Origin of the sequence: Chitinophaga agrisoli, assembly GCF_008386695.1 — a bacterium.
Lineage (GTDB): Bacteria > Bacteroidota > Bacteroidia > Chitinophagales > Chitinophagaceae > Chitinophaga > Chitinophaga agrisoli.
In genome coordinates, this window is sequence record NZ_VUOC01000002.1 from 1,781,072 (window position 1) to 1,799,157 (window position 18,086).

18 protein-coding genes are annotated in these 18,086 nt (G+C 50.7%); 12 read left to right on the plus strand and 6 right to left on the minus strand.

What is annotated here, in order from left to right; genetic code table 11:
• Positions 1-255 precede the first annotated feature (255 nt).
• Positions 256-960: a hypothetical protein gene (locus tag F0L74_RS14460; RefSeq protein ID WP_149838552.1), complete on the plus strand. Its 705-nt coding sequence runs from the start codon at positions 256-258 to the stop codon at positions 958-960.
• A gap of 8 nt (positions 961-968) precedes the next feature.
• Here F0L74_RS14460 and F0L74_RS14465 read toward each other — a convergent pair whose 3' ends face one another.
• The 3 genes from F0L74_RS14465 to F0L74_RS14475 all read right to left on the minus strand — a co-directional run bounded on the left by F0L74_RS14465 (position 969) and on the right by F0L74_RS14475 (position 3,332).
• On the minus strand, positions 969-1,844 hold the full coding sequence (locus F0L74_RS14465; protein WP_149838553.1) for a hypothetical protein: 876 nt from the start codon (positions 1,842-1,844) through the stop codon (positions 969-971).
• A gap of 136 nt (positions 1,845-1,980) precedes the next feature.
• Complete coding sequence (locus F0L74_RS14470) at positions 1,981-2,274, minus strand: YXWGXW repeat-containing protein (RefSeq protein ID WP_149838554.1); 294 nt, start codon at positions 2,272-2,274, stop codon at positions 1,981-1,983.
• A gap of 74 nt (positions 2,275-2,348) precedes the next feature.
• Positions 2,349-3,332, minus strand: a complete 984-nt coding sequence (locus tag F0L74_RS14475; protein ID WP_149838555.1) for a long-chain-fatty-acid--protein ligase — start codon at positions 3,330-3,332, stop codon at positions 2,349-2,351.
• A gap of 98 nt (positions 3,333-3,430) precedes the next feature.
• Between F0L74_RS14475 and F0L74_RS14480 the strand changes: the two genes are divergently transcribed.
• The 5 genes from F0L74_RS14480 to bioB all read left to right on the plus strand — a co-directional run bounded on the left by F0L74_RS14480 (position 3,431) and on the right by bioB (position 8,823).
• Complete coding sequence (locus F0L74_RS14480) at positions 3,431-3,874, plus strand: hypothetical protein (protein ID WP_149838556.1); 444 nt, start codon at positions 3,431-3,433, stop codon at positions 3,872-3,874.
• A gap of 204 nt (positions 3,875-4,078) precedes the next feature.
• The gene (locus tag F0L74_RS14485; protein ID WP_149838557.1) at positions 4,079-5,617 is read left to right on the plus strand and encodes an acyl-CoA carboxylase subunit beta; all 1,539 of its coding nucleotides are present in this window, start codon (positions 4,079-4,081) and stop codon (positions 5,615-5,617) included.
• Between the two features lie 54 nt (positions 5,618-5,671).
• On the plus strand, positions 5,672-6,511 hold the full coding sequence (locus F0L74_RS14490) for a UbiA prenyltransferase family protein (protein WP_149838558.1): 840 nt from the start codon (positions 5,672-5,674) through the stop codon (positions 6,509-6,511).
• Between the two features lie 68 nt (positions 6,512-6,579).
• Complete coding sequence (locus tag F0L74_RS14495) at positions 6,580-7,680, plus strand: M42 family metallopeptidase (RefSeq protein ID WP_149838559.1); 1,101 nt, start codon at positions 6,580-6,582, stop codon at positions 7,678-7,680.
• Between the two features lie 150 nt (positions 7,681-7,830).
• On the plus strand, positions 7,831-8,823 hold the full coding sequence (gene bioB / locus F0L74_RS14500) for a biotin synthase BioB (RefSeq protein WP_149838560.1): 993 nt from the start codon (positions 7,831-7,833) through the stop codon (positions 8,821-8,823).
• Between the two features lie 85 nt (positions 8,824-8,908).
• On the opposite strand, the gene aroQ is transcribed toward bioB, so the two are convergent.
• Together aroQ and F0L74_RS14510 are read right to left on the minus strand one after the other, a co-directional pair.
• The gene (aroQ, locus tag F0L74_RS14505; RefSeq protein WP_149838561.1) at positions 8,909-9,328 is read right to left on the minus strand and encodes a type II 3-dehydroquinate dehydratase; all 420 of its coding nucleotides are present in this window, start codon (positions 9,326-9,328) and stop codon (positions 8,909-8,911) included.
• Between the two features lie 18 nt (positions 9,329-9,346).
• Positions 9,347-9,910: a UbiX family flavin prenyltransferase gene (locus F0L74_RS14510; protein WP_149838562.1), complete on the minus strand. Its 564-nt coding sequence runs from the start codon at positions 9,908-9,910 to the stop codon at positions 9,347-9,349.
• An 88-nt stretch (positions 9,911-9,998) separates the two neighbouring features.
• On the opposite strand from F0L74_RS14510, the gene F0L74_RS14515 reads away from it, so the two are divergent.
• A complete protein-coding gene (locus tag F0L74_RS14515; RefSeq protein WP_246197710.1) occupies positions 9,999-10,538 on the plus strand; it encodes a glutathione peroxidase in 540 nt (179 codons plus the stop codon).
• Positions 10,539-10,682: 144 nt separating this feature from the next.
• Here the strand turns inward: F0L74_RS14515 and ytxJ are convergent, their stop codons facing one another.
• Complete coding sequence (ytxJ, locus tag F0L74_RS14520; RefSeq protein WP_149838564.1) at positions 10,683-11,012, minus strand: bacillithiol system redox-active protein YtxJ; 330 nt, start codon at positions 11,010-11,012, stop codon at positions 10,683-10,685.
• A gap of 349 nt (positions 11,013-11,361) precedes the next feature.
• Between ytxJ and F0L74_RS14525 the strand changes: the two genes are divergently transcribed.
• The 5 genes from F0L74_RS14525 (at position 11,362) to F0L74_RS14545 (ending at position 18,072) form a co-directional block, all read left to right on the plus strand.
• Positions 11,362-12,717 carry a UDP-N-acetylmuramate--L-alanine ligase gene (locus tag F0L74_RS14525; protein ID WP_149838565.1) on the plus strand — a complete coding sequence of 452 codons (1,356 nt, stop codon included), beginning with the start codon at positions 11,362-11,364 and terminating at the stop codon, positions 12,715-12,717.
• 45 nt (positions 12,718-12,762) lie between these two features.
• A complete protein-coding gene (locus F0L74_RS14530; RefSeq protein ID WP_149838566.1) occupies positions 12,763-13,536 on the plus strand; it encodes a 3'-5' exonuclease in 774 nt (257 codons plus the stop codon).
• Positions 13,537-13,606: 70 nt separating this feature from the next.
• A complete protein-coding gene (locus F0L74_RS14535) occupies positions 13,607-14,350 on the plus strand; it encodes a polyprenol monophosphomannose synthase (protein ID WP_149838567.1) in 744 nt (247 codons plus the stop codon).
• A 20-nt stretch (positions 14,351-14,370) separates the two neighbouring features.
• Positions 14,371-15,258 (plus strand): DMT family transporter, encoded by an 888-nt coding sequence (locus F0L74_RS14540; RefSeq protein ID WP_149838568.1) that lies wholly within the window; start codon positions 14,371-14,373, stop codon positions 15,256-15,258.
• Between the two features lie 60 nt (positions 15,259-15,318).
• The gene (locus F0L74_RS14545) at positions 15,319-18,072 is read left to right on the plus strand and encodes an alpha/beta hydrolase family protein (RefSeq protein WP_149838569.1); all 2,754 of its coding nucleotides are present in this window, start codon (positions 15,319-15,321) and stop codon (positions 18,070-18,072) included.
• Positions 18,073-18,086 lie beyond the last annotated feature (14 nt).

Genomic DNA, 18,086 nt, shown 5'->3' on the forward strand with positions numbered 1-18,086 from the left:
TGTGTTTCTCCGCGTTGGAAGCGGATTTTCGAAGCGCCAAAACTACAAATAAAGGCTACAGGCTGTTTTCCCTCATTCCAGTAAAATAAGGCGGTATATATGTTAAGGATTTGTGAAATAGTGCATGATCGCGGGCAAACGGTATTTTGCGTAACTTTATATTGTTATAGGGGGACCAGGCGTTATAACTATATCCTAAAGGCCGCCCGTATTGGGAGAAAAAATGTAAGTTTACCTGTAAAACGCGACACCCGCATGAAGAACAAGCTGCCTCCTGTTACAGCTACCTATTTTATTACCCTCATAAAGGATTATCTGAAAGGTACCCGGACGAAGCAGGAAATCTTAACAGAAACATCCTGGTTATTACAACCCCAGGCAGGCAGTTCTGAGCTTACACATATACTGGTCTCCGCTGCACGCGATATTAACGAACAGTTTCATGATGAAGTGGTATCACAGCTTTCCTATGCGGCAGATACCGCCCCTACACGGCCAGGGCTTATACATCAGCTGGAGGCCTGCATTAACGGCCATATATCACCGGAAGTATTACAGGATTGGGCTACCTGGCATTTGACGGCAGAATCGGAAGATGTGCAGTTTGCAGATGCTGCAGTGGAGTATTTCTGTTTTCACTGGCTGCCGGCGCAGCAGGCGGTTTCGGCTAAACAACTGCGGCGGGCGGTGGAGATATTACGGTTAAATACCGGCAATGTGCTCAAGGACCGGATTGCGTTGACCCTACTAACGGAAAAGGAGCGGCAGCATTTTTTGTTCTTTTTACGCGATTATATCGATCATCATAAAGCCCCGGATGAGCTGGACCTGTACCTGGTGCAGAAACTGGGCATGGATCATCAGAGTTTCCCCTATATGCAGGAATTACAGGCGGTGGCCATGGGCCGGGAGCAGCTGGAAACGCTGCTGGAGAAGGCCTGTTTGGTAGCGGGTAATTGACTGCTTTCCTATTTAATAATATCCGCAATATTTACTTTCCTGGGCTCCCCCATAATGATCTCTGAAGTGGTCGTATATACCTTATCCCCGTTCCCGTACTCCAGGTACATTTCCAGGGGCAGCACTACCGGCGCATAAGAGCCTTCTATCTGCATTTTTTCTATCTGGATCTTGTATTTATCCGGTATTACGCCATAGGCGTGGAAAAGCGTGTGCGGTTCCTGCGGCACCCAAACATGGGCGGTTACCAGGGCATGGCTGGTACCCTGGGCGTTTACGCGAGGATCATCTTTCAGGTTCTGGGCTACATATTCCTCACAGGCTACTCCGGCGATCACTTTTTTATTGCCGGTGCGCAGCAGCTGGCTTACATAGCCGGTCTCTCCGGGAAATACCGGCTCCATATGCTCCAGGTCCAGCCGCTGTTTTTCGCCGCTGGCCACGCGGTTAATGGCGGTAATACTAAGCTGCGACTCATGCAGAAAGTCTGCGTAGAAATAATATTTCGCAGCCGTGCTTTTGCTGGTCATTTGTATGCTGAACTGCGGCAGGCTGCTGCTGTAATAGATCACGATATCCTGTCCGCCGTCTTTTACCACTTCGTTATTACCGGTGATAGCGGTGCTTTCCTGGTATACGGCCACATCAAACACAAAGGAAGAGTCGATCCGGAGGCTATCATCCCCGCCAATGACAAGGGATGGGTTCACTTTGGGCGCCGGCGCCGCCAGGGGATCGCCTTCCGCCGCCGCTTCGCTTTCTGCGGGGGCGGGCGCCTGTTCGCTTTTACCCTTGATCTTATCCGTCATTTTTTTAAGCCACTGGGCCTGCAGGGAGGGAATAAACACGGTGCACCACACCAATATTAATAGCGGTTTTTTCATAGGAAGGACGTAGTATTTCAGGAGCAATATACAAATTATAAAAATTATATATAAAGTCCTTATGTCCAGTGGGAGTGCAGGCCGTTGGTGACCAGGCGTGAATAAGGCCTGGCAGCCTGCCGTTCATGCACGCTTTTTATCTCCAGCGGCCCCGCTCCCACTGCCAGCCATTACGTACAGCGCGCCAATGGCCGGGATGATAAGCACGGCCACGGCGGGGAGTTACCCAGTAACCGGGACGGTAGGTATAACCGCCATGTTGCCAGATATAATCACCATCCACCCAAACCGCACCCGGACGGGGCGCAACAGGGCGTACCACTACAGGGGCCGGCGGCCTGGTAGCCACTATGCCTACCCGCGGCGCGCAGGACATTAACATACCCGTTAACGTTACAGCCAGTATAGTCAATTTTGTTGATCGTTCCATGGTCTTGCGTTTTTAGTAAGACCCGGTCAATGTGGGATGGTTTAATGAAGGAAGTGTGAAAGAATGTTAACGGATCAGCTTACCATGAGGCTGCAACCGCGCAGCGCGGAGTTATCCAGGCGGCCCAATACCTCAAAGCTGCCATCGTCATACAACTTGCCAATATCTTCCGTGGCGATGAACGCGCACGAATATACGTTGGCCAGGTCTATAATGTTCATGACGCCCGCAGACCTGCCGGTGAACAGTTCAAAGGGATCATTCTCATCGCGCAGCAGCACTTTCATCCACGGCGGCGTGGTAAAAATGCCTTTGCCATAGGAGTAAGCCTGGGATAACAGCTCCGTCATGCCGTATTCTGCGTGTACGGTATTTACTCCCAGCTTCTGCTGCAGGAAGGCATGTACCTGCTCACGCGTCCATTCTTCGCGGCGGCCTTTCATGCCGCCCGTTTCCATAACAATGGTATGTTGGAGGGAGAGGGTGTATTTCTCTGCAAAGTCCAGCAGGCCAAAAGTAACCCCTATCAGCAGCACTTTTTGCCCGCGGGCTTCCAACTCCTGCAGCTGGGTATACAGCTTCTCATGCTCATAAAGGTAAAACCCGCTGCCGGCATGGCCGCTGCGGCGGATCATCTCCTGCACCATCACCACCAGGGAGGAATGCTGTCTTTCCAGGTAGGAGGGCAACAGCCCTACCACCACATAGTCCGATACCGGGCCATAAAACTGCTCAAAGGCGGTGATAAAACTGCGCTCATACAGGGAGGCGTCCTTTACCAGGTGACGGCTGTTCACCGTTTGGGTAGTACCGCTGCTTTCAAATACCAGCTCCGGCTCAAAGGTTCCGCTTACCACCTGGTGGGTCTTAAAGAACTGTATGGGCAGAAAAGGGATGCCGGTAATGGCGTTTACGCTGCCGGGCTGTATACGCAAGGCATCTGTATAGGCCCGGTACAGGGCATTATGCTGGTACTGGTACCGGAACAGGTCCAGCGCTGCCGGTTCAAAATCCGGCGCCTGCAAGTTAAAAATACGTTCCGGGGATAGGCCGTTCATCTAATAGTTTTAAAAACCGCACAAAGTTACGCCGCCGGGGTAACAAAAGGCGCCCTAAACCCGTTATTAATGTAAAATAATTAACGTACGTTTGTTATATGAAGAAACTACTCTCATTATCGGCGGTAGCCTGCCTTTTAATGGTCGCCTGTTCAAAAGACAGCATTGGCACCAAACCAGTGTTGACCTTCAAGTCCTATTCCCAACCAGTAGTTGATTTAACGAATAGCGAGAGCGGATTACAGGCATTTTTTCAGATCCAGGATGGCGATGGCGACATTGAGAACGGTTTTTGGGTGCAGACCTTCTTTGACAGCGTTACGGATAGCCTCAATTTTGAGCGTAAACAAATGCCAAATATAGATGCGCATGTGGGTGGCAAGGTAGATGCGGAAGTGATCCTTACACTGGATAACATCAGCTTATCACCGCCCAATAATACAGTACCTGACAGCATCCATTTCCGGATCTATGTAGAGGATAATGCCGGTAACAAAAGTGATACGATCACTACGCCCAAGGTGGCGCTCTTAAAGCAATGATCTTATTCCGCATAAAACGGGAGGCTGTATCACCTGGTGGTACAGCCTTTTATTTTTGATACATCCTCTTTTATTTTTTAGCTTTACCCACTTTTTATTAAAGCCGGCATCCGGCAGCAAAACAGTCCGCAGCAAGGGCATGTGCAACGAGAGGGGGGACTGATACCCTGCCCGCCCAACCTGCCGGCGGCAAACCAAACGAGCATGGATAAAATAGCGCTACTACAGAGCATGATCGCCGAAGCCGCACTGGGCGGAGGCGAAGTCCGGATTGCATCCCAACATAAAAAAGGCAAGCTTACCGCCAGGGAGCGCCTGCAGCTGCTGCTGGACGAAGGCTCTTTTGAGGAGCTGGACATGCTGGTGGCCAACCGCAACCGCGGCCTTACGGCAGACCAGGAGCAGTTCCTGGGCGATGGCGTGGTAACCGGCTACGGTACCATCCATGGCCGCCTGGTATATGTATTTTCCCAGGATTTTACCGTATACGGCGGCAGCCTTTCCGAGCCCCACGCCCGCAAGATCTGCAAGGTCATGGACCTGGCCATGGAGAACGGAGCGCCTATAATTGGCCTTAACGACAGCGGAGGCGCACGTATACAGGAAGGCGTAGTAAGCCTGGGCGGTTATGCGGATATCTTTTACCGCAACACCCGCGCATCTGGCGTAATACCGCAGATCTCCGCCGTAATGGGCCCCTGTGCCGGCGGCGCGGTATACTCCCCTGCTATTACAGATTTTATATTGATGGTTGAGCAAACCTCTTATATGTTTGTAACAGGCCCCAACGTGGTAAAGACCGTTACCCATGAAGAGGTGACCGCCGAAGAACTGGGCGGCGCGCAAACACATGCCACTAAAAGCGGCGTTACGCATTTTGCCTGCGCCAATGAAGTGGAGTGTATCCAATACATTAAACGCCTGCTGAAATACGTGCCGCAGAACTGTGAGGAAGACGCGCCGGTATACCCTTATGAGCCCGGCCAGGAAGCCAGGGAAGCGCTGAATAATATTATACCGCTGCATCCTAACCAGCCTTATGATATGAAGGAAGTGATCGCGCAGATCACGGATGCAGACAGCTTCTTTGAAGTGCACAGCGGTTTTGCGGAGAACATCATTGTAGGCTTTGCCCTGATTGCTGGCCGCAGCATTGGTATTGTAGCCAACCAACCGGCCCACCTGGCCGGCGTGCTGGATATACACGCCTCCGTAAAGGCCGCACGCTTTACCCGCTTCTGCGACGCATTTAATATTCCGCTGCTGGTACTGGTAGATGTACCGGGCTTTTTGCCGGGCACAGACCAGGAATGGAATGCCATCATCACCAACGGCGCTAAACTGTTATTTGCCCTTAGCGAAGCTACCGTGCCTAAAATTACCGTCACCACCCGCAAAGCCTATGGCGGCGCTTATTGTGTGATGAATTCCAAACATATTGGCGCAGACCTGAACTTTGCATTTCCGCAGGCGGAGATTGCCGTTATGGGGCCTAAAGGCGCAGTAGAGATCATCTATAAAAAAGAGATAGACGCTGCTCCAAATCCGGAAGCGCGTATGAATGAACTGGTAGCAGATTATACAGAAAGATTTGCCAATCCTTACCTGGCAGCGGAAAAGGGATATATTGATGAAGTCATCATCCCGGATCAGACCCGCATTAAATTAATAAAAGGCTTTAAAATGCTTGAAAATAAGGTAGTGACCATGCCCAGGAAAAAGCATGGAAATATACCACTTTGATAATGTGTGGATGTGCAGCATTTGTACATCCACACATCTGCACATTAGCGAATTATGTTGAAGTCCCTGTTTAATTTCCTGCTATTCAGCTCCATTTACATAGCGTTGTGCGCGGTGATAATGGTGTGGCAAACCAATGTTATACTGGGTTTGCATTATGATTACCTTACCTATAACGCGTTTGTTTTCTTTTCTACCATCTGCAGCTATAATTTCCATTGGTACCTGACGCCATTAACGGCATCCGGGTCTGAGCGCCTGCATTGGGGCGACCGGCACCGGACCATGCAGATCGTATTCTACGTAATTGGCGCTGTAGGCGCGCTGTACTTTTTCTGGCAGCTGCGTATGCACTGGCTGCCATTGACCGGGGGCGCTGTGCTCACCTTCCTGTACTCCGCGCCTAAACTGCCGCAACGGGCCTTTGTATGGCTGCGTAAGATAGCCGTTGGCAAAACACTGTTCCTTACCTCTGTGTGGACATATGTCACCACGCTGCTGCCATTCTTTATAAGCCCGGCGCCGTTTACCTGGTATGTAGTGTTCTTTACCCTGCACCGCTTATTCCTCATCTTTGCGATCTGTATATTGTTTGACTACCGGGATGTGGAATCTGACCGGGAAGAGGGCATCCGGACCATTACTACCCTGCTGCCTGACAAACACCTGTTCAAGGTATATTATATCGTGCTGGGGCTCTCTGCGCTGACCGCTCTGCTGTTGTGGCCCATTACCACGCCCGCTGTGGTAGGCACGCTGCTGGCGCCTGTACTGATCACTGCATTGCTTACACGCAAGGCCATCAGGGACAAGTCTGATTACATGTATTATTTTGTACTGGACGGGCTGATGATGTTCTCCGCCGTATTACATTTACTGCTGGGATGCTGGTGATATTGATCAGACGCCTTTGTGCTTTCCGCTATTTCCTTACTTTTGTCCGATAATATAGATTGAGAATCATGTCCAAAAAGCAAAAATCCATACTGACGAAGGAATCTATGTCATTCCTCAAAACTTACCTGAACAACCCCTCTCCTACCGGGTTTGAGAAGGAAGGACAGAAGCTGTGGCTGCAATACCTGCAACCCTATATTGATGAACATATTGTAGACGCCTATGGCTCCGTTGTAGGCATCATCAACCCGGACGCGCCTTTTAAGGTGGTGATAGAAGCGCATGCTGATGAGATCTCCTGGTTTGTGAACTACATTTCGCCGGAAGGTTTAATATACGTGATCCGCAATGGCGGCTCTGATCAGCAGATAGCCCCCTCTAAACGGGTGAACATCCATACAGAAAAAGGCATTGTAAAAGCTGTGTTTGGCTGGCCGGCTATCCATACCCGTAACCGTAACCCGGAGGGTAAGGAACCGCAACCCAAGGTAGACAACATCTTCCTGGATTGCGGCGCCCGCTCCAAGAAAGAGGTGGAAGACCTGGGCATCCATGTAGGCTGCGTGATCACCTTTGAAGACGGCTACGAAGAGCTGAACTATAATTACATCATCTGCCGCGCCATCGATAACCGTATAGGCGGCTTTATGATAGCGGAAGTGGCCCGCCTGCTGAAAGAAAATAAGCAGAAGCTGCCTTTTGGCCTGTACATCGTAAATGCCGTACAGGAAGAAGTAGGGCTGCGCGGCGCTGAGATGGTGGCTAAACGCATAAAAGCCAATGCCGCCATTATCACAGACGTAACGCATGACTCTACCACGCCCATGATCAACAAGAACGTGGAAGGCGAGATCCGTTGCGGTAATGGCCCCAGCATCACCTATGGCCCTGCGGTGCATAACATACTCCGTGACCTGATCATTAAAACAGCCGAAAAGAATGATATCCCCTTCCAGCGCCATGCGGTAAGCCGCAGCACCGGTACGGATACGGACGCGTTTGCCTATTCCAATGACGGCACGCCATCGGCTCTTATCAGCCTGCCGCTGCGTTATATGCATACCACCGTGGAAATGGTGAAGAAAGAGGATATTGAGAACACGATCATGCTGATATACCAGACTTTGCTGGCTATTACGCCTAAAACGAATTTTAGATATCTGTAGAGGAAGAGAGGCAGATAGCCCGGCCACCCGGAATGCTATCCACCTGAGGCTCAAAGCATAGGGTCAGGGACCCGGTAAGGGCTTTATGCTTTGTACTTTGAGCTTTTAGCTTTTTTTCCGTAGGTTTGCTTCCTATTAAATATTATAATTATGCAAGATGTGCTGATCCGTCATGACTGGACCATTGAAGAAATAAAAGCTATCTATAATACACCGCTGCTGGAGCTGGTATTCCGCGCAGCTACCGTACACCGCCAATACCAGGATACCGCAGAAGTACAGGTTTGTACGCTGCTTTCCATCAAAACCGGCGGTTGCCCGGAAGATTGTGCCTACTGCCCCCAGGCAGCCCGGTACGACACCGGCGTTAACGTACATGGCCTGTTGCAGAAAGAGCAGGTGCTGCACTATGCTAAAAAAGCCAAAGACGCCGGCTCTACCCGCTTCTGTATGGGCGCCGCCTGGCGCGAAGTACGCGATAACCGCGACTTTGACCGCGTGCTGGACATGGTAAAAGGCGTGAACGAGATGGGCATGGAAGTATGCTGTACCCTGGGCATGCTGACGGAAGAACAGGCTAAAAAACTGGCAGACGCCGGTTTATACGCCTACAACCACAACCTGGATACTTCTAAGGAACACTATAGCGAGATCATCACCACCCGTACCTACGACGACCGCCTGGAAACGCTGGATAACGTGCGTAAAGCAGGCGTAAGCGTATGCTGCGGCGGTATCATCGGCCTGGGCGAAAGCCATGAGGACCGTATCCAGATGCTGCATACCCTCAGCAACCTGCCCACCCACCCGGAATCAGTGCCCATTAACGCCCTGACCCGCGTAAAAGGCACCCCGCTGGAACATATGCCTAAAGTAGAATTCTGGGATATGGTGCGTATGATCGCTACCACCCGCATACTGATCCCTGGTGCTATGGTGCGCCTGAGCGCCGGCCGTGCGGAAATGAGCGTATCTGAGCAGGCCCTGTGCTTTATGGCAGGCGCTAACTCTATCTTTACCGGAGAGAAGCTGCTGACCACGAAGAACCCTTCTTTTGAAGAGGATCATATGATGTTTGAGCTGCTGGGTTTGAAAGCCAGAGAGGCGTTCAAAGACGAGAAAGAGACGGCTACGGCTTGTTAATAGGCTGACAGACAGAAGATATTAAAAAAGGCAAACGCCTAATGCTGTGAGAACAGTGTTAGGCGTTTGCTGTTAAACAATCAACTTACGCATTCAGAAAATACTCTACCCCCAGCTTATACCCCTTCATACCCAGCCCACAAATACTGCCTACGCACTTAGGCGCTATCATGGAAGTATGCCGGAATTCCTCTCTTGCATATACATTACTGATATGTACTTCTATCACCGGCGTAGTAATGGCCGCTATGGCATCGCGTATAGCTACGGATGTATGCGTATACCCCCCTGCGTTCAGTAAGATACCATCCGCAGAAAAGCCTTGCTGATGCAGGTAGTTAATGATCTCCCCTTCTACATTGCTTTGGAAATAGCTGAACTGTACACCAGGATACTTTGTTTGCAGTTCCGCAAAATATACTTCGAACGACTCACTGCCGTAAATGCCCGGCTCCCGCTTGCCCAGGAGGTTTAAATTAGGTCCGTTGATGATAACAATATGCATGTACCAAGATAATTGTAATTATTTATTTCCCCAGCGGTAGGTTTCCTGCTGAATACCTGCCAGGTCCAATACCCGGTCTGTTACGGTGGCGGCCACTGCTTCGATGGTGGTAGGCACGCTGTAAAAAGATGGCGTAGCGGGGCAAATGATGCCGCCGGCTTCTGTTACAGATACCATATTACGCAGATGCATAAGGTTATAGGGCGTTTCCCGCACCACGCAGATCAGTTTGCGGCGCTCCTTCAGCACCACATCTGCCGCACGGGTAATAAGATCATTGGAAATACCGGTAGCAATACGGCCCAATGTGCCCATGGAACAGGGACAGATGATCATGGTATCGAACTGTCCGGAGCCGCTGGCAAAAGGCGCATGAAAATCCTGCTGGGTATAAAAGCGGAAAGGCAGCTGCTCATAGCTGGTATCTACCAGCTCTGTCTGCCATACGGTCTTTGCATTCTCCGTCATCACTACGGCTACGGTGTCTATCTGGCCGGCGGCCGCCTGTAGCTTGCCAAGTAGCTGCCGGGCGTAGATGGAACCGCTGGCCCCTGTAACAGCTACAACTATACGATGCTTCATTAATTTTGTATATATAATGCAAACTTAGGAAATTTGGGGTATTATGACAGGCAAACAATCTTTACGCAAGCGGTTCTATCCTCTCCTTATGAAGCTGACCCGCCTTTTGGGGGCCAACAGTAAGGTCCTGCAAAACAAACAGCACAAAACGCCGCGGGTAGCTTTTGCCTCCCTCTCACTGGTGAGCAACCAGGGTGATATAGTGCCTATGAGCCGGTTTAGCGGCCGCAAGCTGCTGTTGGTGAATACCGCCTCCGACTGCGGGTATACGGCCCAGTTTGAGGCCTTGCAGCAGTTACAGGACCAGTTCCCTGAGCTGGTGGTGATCGGTTTCCCGGCCAACGACTTCAAGGAACAGGAAAAGGGGTCGGATGCGGATATTGCGCAATTCTGCAAAGTGAATTTCGGGGTAACGTTTATGCTGGCGGCCAAAAGCAGCGTAGTGAAGGGCGCGCAGCAGAACCATATTTTCCAGTGGCTGTCGGATGAGCAAAGCAATGGCTGGAACAACCAACAACCGGAATGGAATTTCAGCAAATACCTGGTGAATGAAGCGGGGGTGCTGGCGTATTATTTTGGCCCTTCTGTTTCGCCCATGAGCAAGGATGTGTTGAAGGCAGTGAAATGATGGGCGGATAGCACAAAAAACGCGCTGCACCATTACAGTACAACGCGCCAATTTCTTTCTAAATAGGAATAAAATAGCTTACGCAAATATAGTTTTCGCGTAAAATCCAGTCAGCACGTTCAATCTGTCATCACAGTCAGCCTATCAGCTAGCCATCTTAACGATCTCGTCCATTGAGATGCCGTTATGGCTTTCATCGTATACACATTTTCCATCACGGATCAGCAGCACCTGCGGCGATTCATGCTCTACGGCAAAGGTATCTGCGATACGGTTAGAGATGTTACGGTAACTGATAAGATCTAAATAGTAGAAGGGCAGGTCCTTGGGGGCGGCTTGGCGCTCCAGGCGGGACTTTACCATTGAGCTGATCGCACAGCGGGTGCTGTGCTTAAAAATTACCACCGGCTGCTGGGCCGAGGTCGCTTTAATGTCATCCAGCTGTGATTCTTCTTTCAGCGGTATCCAATTCATTAACAATCCTTGCTTTTTTCTGTAGGAGCCGATTTCGAGATCTTCATCGGACATCCTAATTTCGAGTGCGTAGCACAAGAGGTAAATAAAACAGCAAAGATACAAAGAAGGCCGGCAACGCCCAACAGTTTAGTGTGAGATCTCATTATCTGAAATTTAGTTAATAAACGAAAATTCATAGGGAATGTATATAAACGCTTTTTTAATCGTGCTTTGTAACGTTACTTTGCAAATATATTAATTATATTAAAAAAAACAACAAGATGTGTGAGCAATGGATTTATATAGGGATTGTCAGCAAACGAACCAAATAAACCATGCTTTCTAACTCCTACTGACTATTAACACTATGAAAGTTCATTTTATTGCAATCGGCGGCAGTGTTATGCATCAATTGGCGATTGCATTGCACCATAAAGGCTACCAGGTAACCGGAAGCGATGATGAAATTTTTGAACCTGCCCTAGGTAACCTCGCAAAGGTAGGGATTTTACCTGGTTCTATGGGCTGGGATGCCACCCGTATTACGCCAGATCTGGACGCAGTGATCCTGGGTATGCATGCCCGTGGCGATAACCCGGAACTGCAGCGGGCGCAGGAGCTGGGCCTGAAGATCTACTCCTTCCCGGAATATATTTACCAGGAAAGCCTGGAGAAGACCCGTGTAGTAGTAGGGGGCAGCCATGGCAAAACCACCATTACCGCCATGATCATGCATGTGCTGAAAACCCGCCAGCTGGATTTTGACTACCTGGTAGGCGCCCGTCTGGAAGGATTTGCCCAGTCTGTAAATATCACCAATGCGCCCCTGATCGTTTGTGAAGGGGATGAATACCCGGCCTCCGTAATAGAAAAACGGCCAAAATTTCATTTCCTGCACCCGCATATCGCCGTGATCAGCGGTATTGCCTGGGACCATATCAACGTATTTCCCACTTTTGACATATATCTGGAGCAGTTTGCCATCTTTATCCGGCAAATGGCGCCGGGGCAAACGCTGATCTATAACAGCTCCGACGAAACGCTGAATAGCCTGGTGAACAAGGAAGGCCGTCATCTGAAGCTGATGCCCTATACCCTGCCCATCCACATGATCCGCAACGGCATTACCCGTGTGTTCTTTGACGAAGGATATGCCGATCTGCAGGTATTTGGGGAGCATAACCTGCTGAACATGCACGCCGCCAGGCTGGTATGCAACCAGCTGGGCATAGGCGATGAGGACTTCCTGTCTGCCATAGCTACTTTCACCGGCGCCGCCAAAAGGCTGGAGCTGGTGGGCCGTAATGAGCGTTGCGCTATTTACCGCGATTTTGCCCATGCCCCGTCCAAAGTAAGGGCCACCATCCATGCATTACAGCAGCAGTACCCGGAGCGGAAACTGATTGCTGTACTGGAGCTGCATACCTATAGCAGCCTCAATGCAGGATTTATGTCGCAGTATGAAGGCGCTATGGACGCCGCCAATACAGGCGTGGTATTTTACAGCCGTCACGCGCTGGAAATAAAGCGGATGCCCGATCTGCGGCCGGAACAGGTAGCGGAAGGCTTTGGCCGCCTGGACCTGCATGTGTTTAACCAGCGCGAACAGCTCGAAGCTTTTCTTGATGCCCAGGACTACAGCAATACCAACTTATTGATGATGAGCTCTGGCGACTATGACGGAATGGATGTAAATTCGCTGAAAAAATATTTAAACCTATAAGCAGTAGCACCCACTGCGGCTTATCTATACTATCAAAATATACAAATGCCCACTTTACAACTCAAAAGGCCCCTGGCCGTTATTGATCTGGAAACTACCGGCACTAACGTGGCCACCGATCGTATCATTGAAATAGCCATTGTGAAGGTATTCCCGGACAAAACCACCCAGCATAAGGTGAAACGCGTGAACCCGGAAATGCCCATCCCTGCTGCTACTACGGCCATACATGGTATTAAAGACGAGGATGTAAAGGATTGTCAGACGTTTAAACAGATGGCCAATGAGCTGCGCCAGTTCCTGGAAAACTGCGACATTGCGGGTTATAACTCCAACCGTTTTGATATCCCCATGCTGGTAGAGGAATTCCTGCGTTCCGGCCTGGAGTTTGAAGTATCCCACCGCAGATTTATTGACGTACAGAAGATCTTCCACTTGATGGAAAAGCGCACCCTGAGCGCCGCCTACAAATTCTACTGCGATAAGCAGCTGGAAAATGCCCATAGCGCGGAGGCCGATGCCTTAGCCACTTTTGAGATCCTGGAAGCCCAGCTGAACCGTTACGAGACACTGCAGTCCGATGTAGACGGCCTGGCCGACTTTACCAAGGAGGATGAATACATTGATTTTGCCCGCCGTATGGTGATGCAGAACGGCCTGGAAGTCTTCAACTTCGGCAAATACAAAGGCCGCGCAGTGCGGGACGTGCTGAAAGTGGAACCCCAATACTATGACTGGATGATGAAGGCAGATTTTCCGCTAAATACCAAGCAGAAACTGACAGAAATTTATCATAGTATGATGTTAAAAAAAATGTAATATTTTTCAGGAAGGCCCTATCTTGCGCCCTGATTACACTATTTTCGCAGTCCAAAACGATGTTCGCTGATTGGAAAAGCTTGTCATAATACCTACGTACAATGAAAAGGATAATATCCAAAAGATCATTGACGCTGTATTTTCCTTGCAGCAGGGTTTTCATGTACTTATCATAGACGATGGCTCGCCGGACGGTACCGGCAATATAGTAAAGTCATTGCAGCAGCAACATGCCGGTGAGCTGTTCCTGGAAGAAAGGAGCGGCAAACAGGGCCTGGGAACTGCCTATATCCATGGCTTTAAATGGGCCATTGCCAGGGGCTACGAATACATTTTTGAAATGGACGCCGATTTCTCCCACAATCCCAAGGACCTGATACGCCTGTATGAGGCCTGTGCAGTGGGCGGGGCGGATGTTTCCGTAGGCTCCCGTTATACAAAAGGCGGCAATACGGAAAACTGGCCCTGGGACCGCGCCGTGCTTTCCTATGGCGCATCCGTATACGTGCGTTTTGTAACCTGGATCCCCGTAAAGGACGCCACCGCGGGCTTTGTATGTTACCGGCGCTCCGTGCTGGAAGCCATTAAGCTCGATGCTATCCAGTTTGTGGGATATGCGTTCCAGATAGAGATGAAATTCACCGCCTGGAAACTGGGCTTCAAGATAAAGGAAGTGCCTATCACCTTCCGCGACCGTAAGGAAGGCTATTCCAAGATGAGTAAAGGTATTGTGAAAGAAGGCATCCTTGGCGTGCTGAAGATACAGGCGCAAAGCCTTACCCGCCGCTACGAAAGAAGGATCAGCCGTCAGTAATTGATGACGCATCACCCTCCATGAAAAAAGCATTCTTCCAGTTGCATTTGTCCGTTTTCCTGGCCGGTTTTACCGGTATCCTGGGAAAACTTATCACCCTTAATGAAGGACTGCTTACCTGGTATCGCCTGCTGATCTCCGCTATTAGTTTATACATCCTGTTCCGCTGGCGGGGCCTTTTGAAAAAAGTACCCTTCCGCGATGTGCTGATCATTGGCTCCAATGGCCTGATCATTGGCCTGCACTGGATCTTTTTCTATGGCAGTATTAAATACGCCAATGTATCCATTGGGGTGGTATGTTTTTCACTTACCAGCCTGTTTACCGCCATCTTTGATCCGCTGATCAACCGCCGCCGGTTCGATACGGTGGAGATGCTTTTAAGCCTGCTTACCCTGGCTGGTATCCTCCTGATCTTCCATTTTGATACGCAATACCGTACCGGCATTATACTGGGCATTATTTCCGCCATGTTTGCCGCCCTGTTCACCGTATTCAATAAACGGCTTATCCGCAGGTTTGATACCTATACCATGGGGTTCTATGAGCTGCTGATGGGTACTTTGTGCGTTTCGATCATACTGCCTTTTTACCTGCATGCTTTCCCGGTGGCTACTATTGTACCCTCCTTCACGGACCTCACTTACCTGCTGATACTGTCCTGGGCCTGTACCCTCTGGCTCTATGCCCTGAGCCTGAACGCGTTAAAGAAGATCTCCGCCTTTACGGTCAACCTCTGCTTTAACCTGGAGCCGGTATACAGCATCCTGCTGGCCTTTGTGCTATTCCATGAGAACAAATACCTGGGCCCCGCTTTCTATGTTGGGCTGTTTTGTATCATGTTATCCGTGGCCCTGCAGATGTGGCGGGTAGCCCGCAAACCGCATACTGCAGATACGGCGCACTAGCGGCATACGCTCATCAATCTGTGCCCCGCTCCCTGTAAACTTTTTACTATTTTAGACAGTATGAGAACAACCATTATCTATGTAGCACTCTGCTGCCTTTCCCTTGCTGCCTATGCACAAAAAAAGCCGCTGGACCACAGCGTGTACGATAGCTGGGAGAGTATTGGCGCAAAAGCCATCAGCAATAACGGGCAATGGGTCGCCTATACCATTACCCCACAGGAAGGCGACAGCCGCCTGGTGATCTATGACAACAAAAAACACCGCAGCCTCGAAATACCCAGGGGCAACCGGCCCGTGATCACGGAAGACAGCCGCTTTGTGGTATTTGCCATTACCCCTTATTTCAGCGAAACCCGGCAGGCCAGGATCAAAAAGAAAAAGTCTGCAGAAATGCCCAAAGACTCCATGGGCATTGTAAACCTGGAACAATGGCAATCCTGGAAAACGCCGATGGTAAAATCCTTCAAAACGCCGGAAAAAGGCAGCGGCATATTAGCCTACCTGCTGGAACGACCACAGTCTGACAAGGATAGCACCGGCGGTACGCCACTGGTGATACGCCAGCTGGCCAGCGGCCGGGAAGATACCCTGCAGCATGTACAGGAATACGTTTTCAGCAAACCGGGTAATAAGCTGCTGGTGGAAACCAGCGTAGCCAAAAAAGATCCGCTTTCAAGGGCCGGCGTACTCCTGTGGGATGTGACCGCGCAGCATGCGGATACCATCAGCCGTGGCGATGGCGAGCGTACACTCTTCAGCTTTGATGAAAAAGGCCAGCAGTTAGCCTGGATAAGCACCCCGGACAGCGCCAAAGCCTTACAGCGGATCTTCCGTCTATACTATTATACACCCGGGCAGGATAGTGGCATTATAGCCGCCACCCGCGGTACCGGCGGCATTCCGGATAAATGGGGCATAGCGGATAGCAGCAAGATCTATTTCAGCAATAATGGGCAACGCCTGTTCTTTGGCACGGCGCCCATCCGGCCGCCAAAAGACACCACTATTGTAGATTTTGAAGTAGCCAAAGTAGACATCTGGAATTACCAGGATGATTTTCTGCAACCCATGCAGCTAAAGAACATGAACCGGGAGCTTAAACGCAGCTACCTGGCCGTGTACCTGCCGGCTACTAAAAAAGTGCTGCAGCTGGGTGATAAAGACCTGGAAACTATCACCACCGCAGATGAAAACGATAGCGATTATGCCCTGGGCGCCACCAATAAAGGCGAGCGTATTGCCATGCAATGGACCGGCCGTACCCTGAACACCGCCTGGCTGGTGAATGTGACAGATGGTACCCGCAAGATGATAAAGGAAAAGCTGGACGGGCAGTTTTACATCTCCCCCAAAGGGCGTTACCTGTATTGGTATGATATGAAAGGCCGGCACTGGTTCAGCTATGAAACCGCCACCGGCGCAATACATAATATGACGGCTAACATTCCTGCCGCCATGTTTGATGAGGAAGACGACCATCCGGACGACCCGGAGGCCTATGGCAAAGCCGGCTGGCTGGAAGATGATAAATACCTGTATGTATATGACCGTTTCGACATCTGGCAGGTGGACCCCAGCGGTAAAGAAGCGCCGGTAAACATCACCCATGGACAGGGCAGGCGGGATAAGACCCGTTTCCGCGATGTACAGCTGGATGAGGACGAACATTTCTTTAAGAAAGACCAGCCCCTGTTGCTAAGCGCCTATAATGAAACCAGCAAGTACAACGGGTTCTATCAGCTTAACCCAAAATCCCACGCCCTGCAGCAGCTGGCCATGGGCCCGTATGCCTACCAGCTGCCACGGAAAGCCAAACAGGCGGATACTTACATCTTCAACAAAAGCAGCTATGTGTTATCGCCGGATGTATATGTGGGCACACTGACAGGCAAAACGCCTTCTTTTGATAAGGCGGTGCAGATCAGCCATATTAACCCGCAACAGCAGCAATATAACTGGGGTACGGCCTCCCTGTTTAAATGGACCGCCTATAATGGTAAACCCGCGGAAGGTATCCTGTATAAACCGGAAGACTTTGACAGCACCAAACATTACCCGGTGCTGATTTATTTCTATGAGAAGCTAACGGATGGCATGTATAACTATCAGCCCCCCGCCCCTACCCCTTCGCGGCTGAACATCCCGTTCTTTGTGAGCCGGGGCTACCTGGTGTTTGCGCCGGATATCAGCTACGAGGCCGGTCATCCCGGTAAAAGCGCCTATGACTATATTGTGAGCGGCGCCCGTGCCCTGGCGCAGCATAACTGGGTAGACAGTACCAATATAGGCCTGCAGGGCCAGAGCTGGGGCGGTTACCAGGTGGCGTATGTGATCACGCAAACAAACTTATTCAAGGCCGCATGGGCCGGCGCACCGGTAGCCAATATGACCAGCGCCTATGGCGGTATACGCTGGGAAAGCGGTATGAACCGCCAGTTCCAGTATGAGCATACGCAAAGCCGCATAGGGGCCACGCTGTGGGAGAAACCGGAGCTATATATCGAGAACTCCCCGCTGTTCCACCTGCCCAAAGTAACTACGCCGGTGGCCATTATGAGCAATGACGCGGATGGCGCCGTGCCCTGGTACCAGGGTATTGAGCTGTTCACCGGTCTGCGCCGCCTGGGCAAACCGGTATGGCTGCTGAATTACAATAATGAAGCGCATAACCTGGTGCTGCGCCAGAACCGCAAGGATATATCCCGCCGGGAGCAGCAGTTCTTTGACCATTTCCTGAAAGGCGCCCCTGCCCCGCAATGGCTGCAAACAGGGGTACCTGCTACGGAAAAAGGCGTAAACTGGGGTTGGTAGGCGCCGTGGTTGCG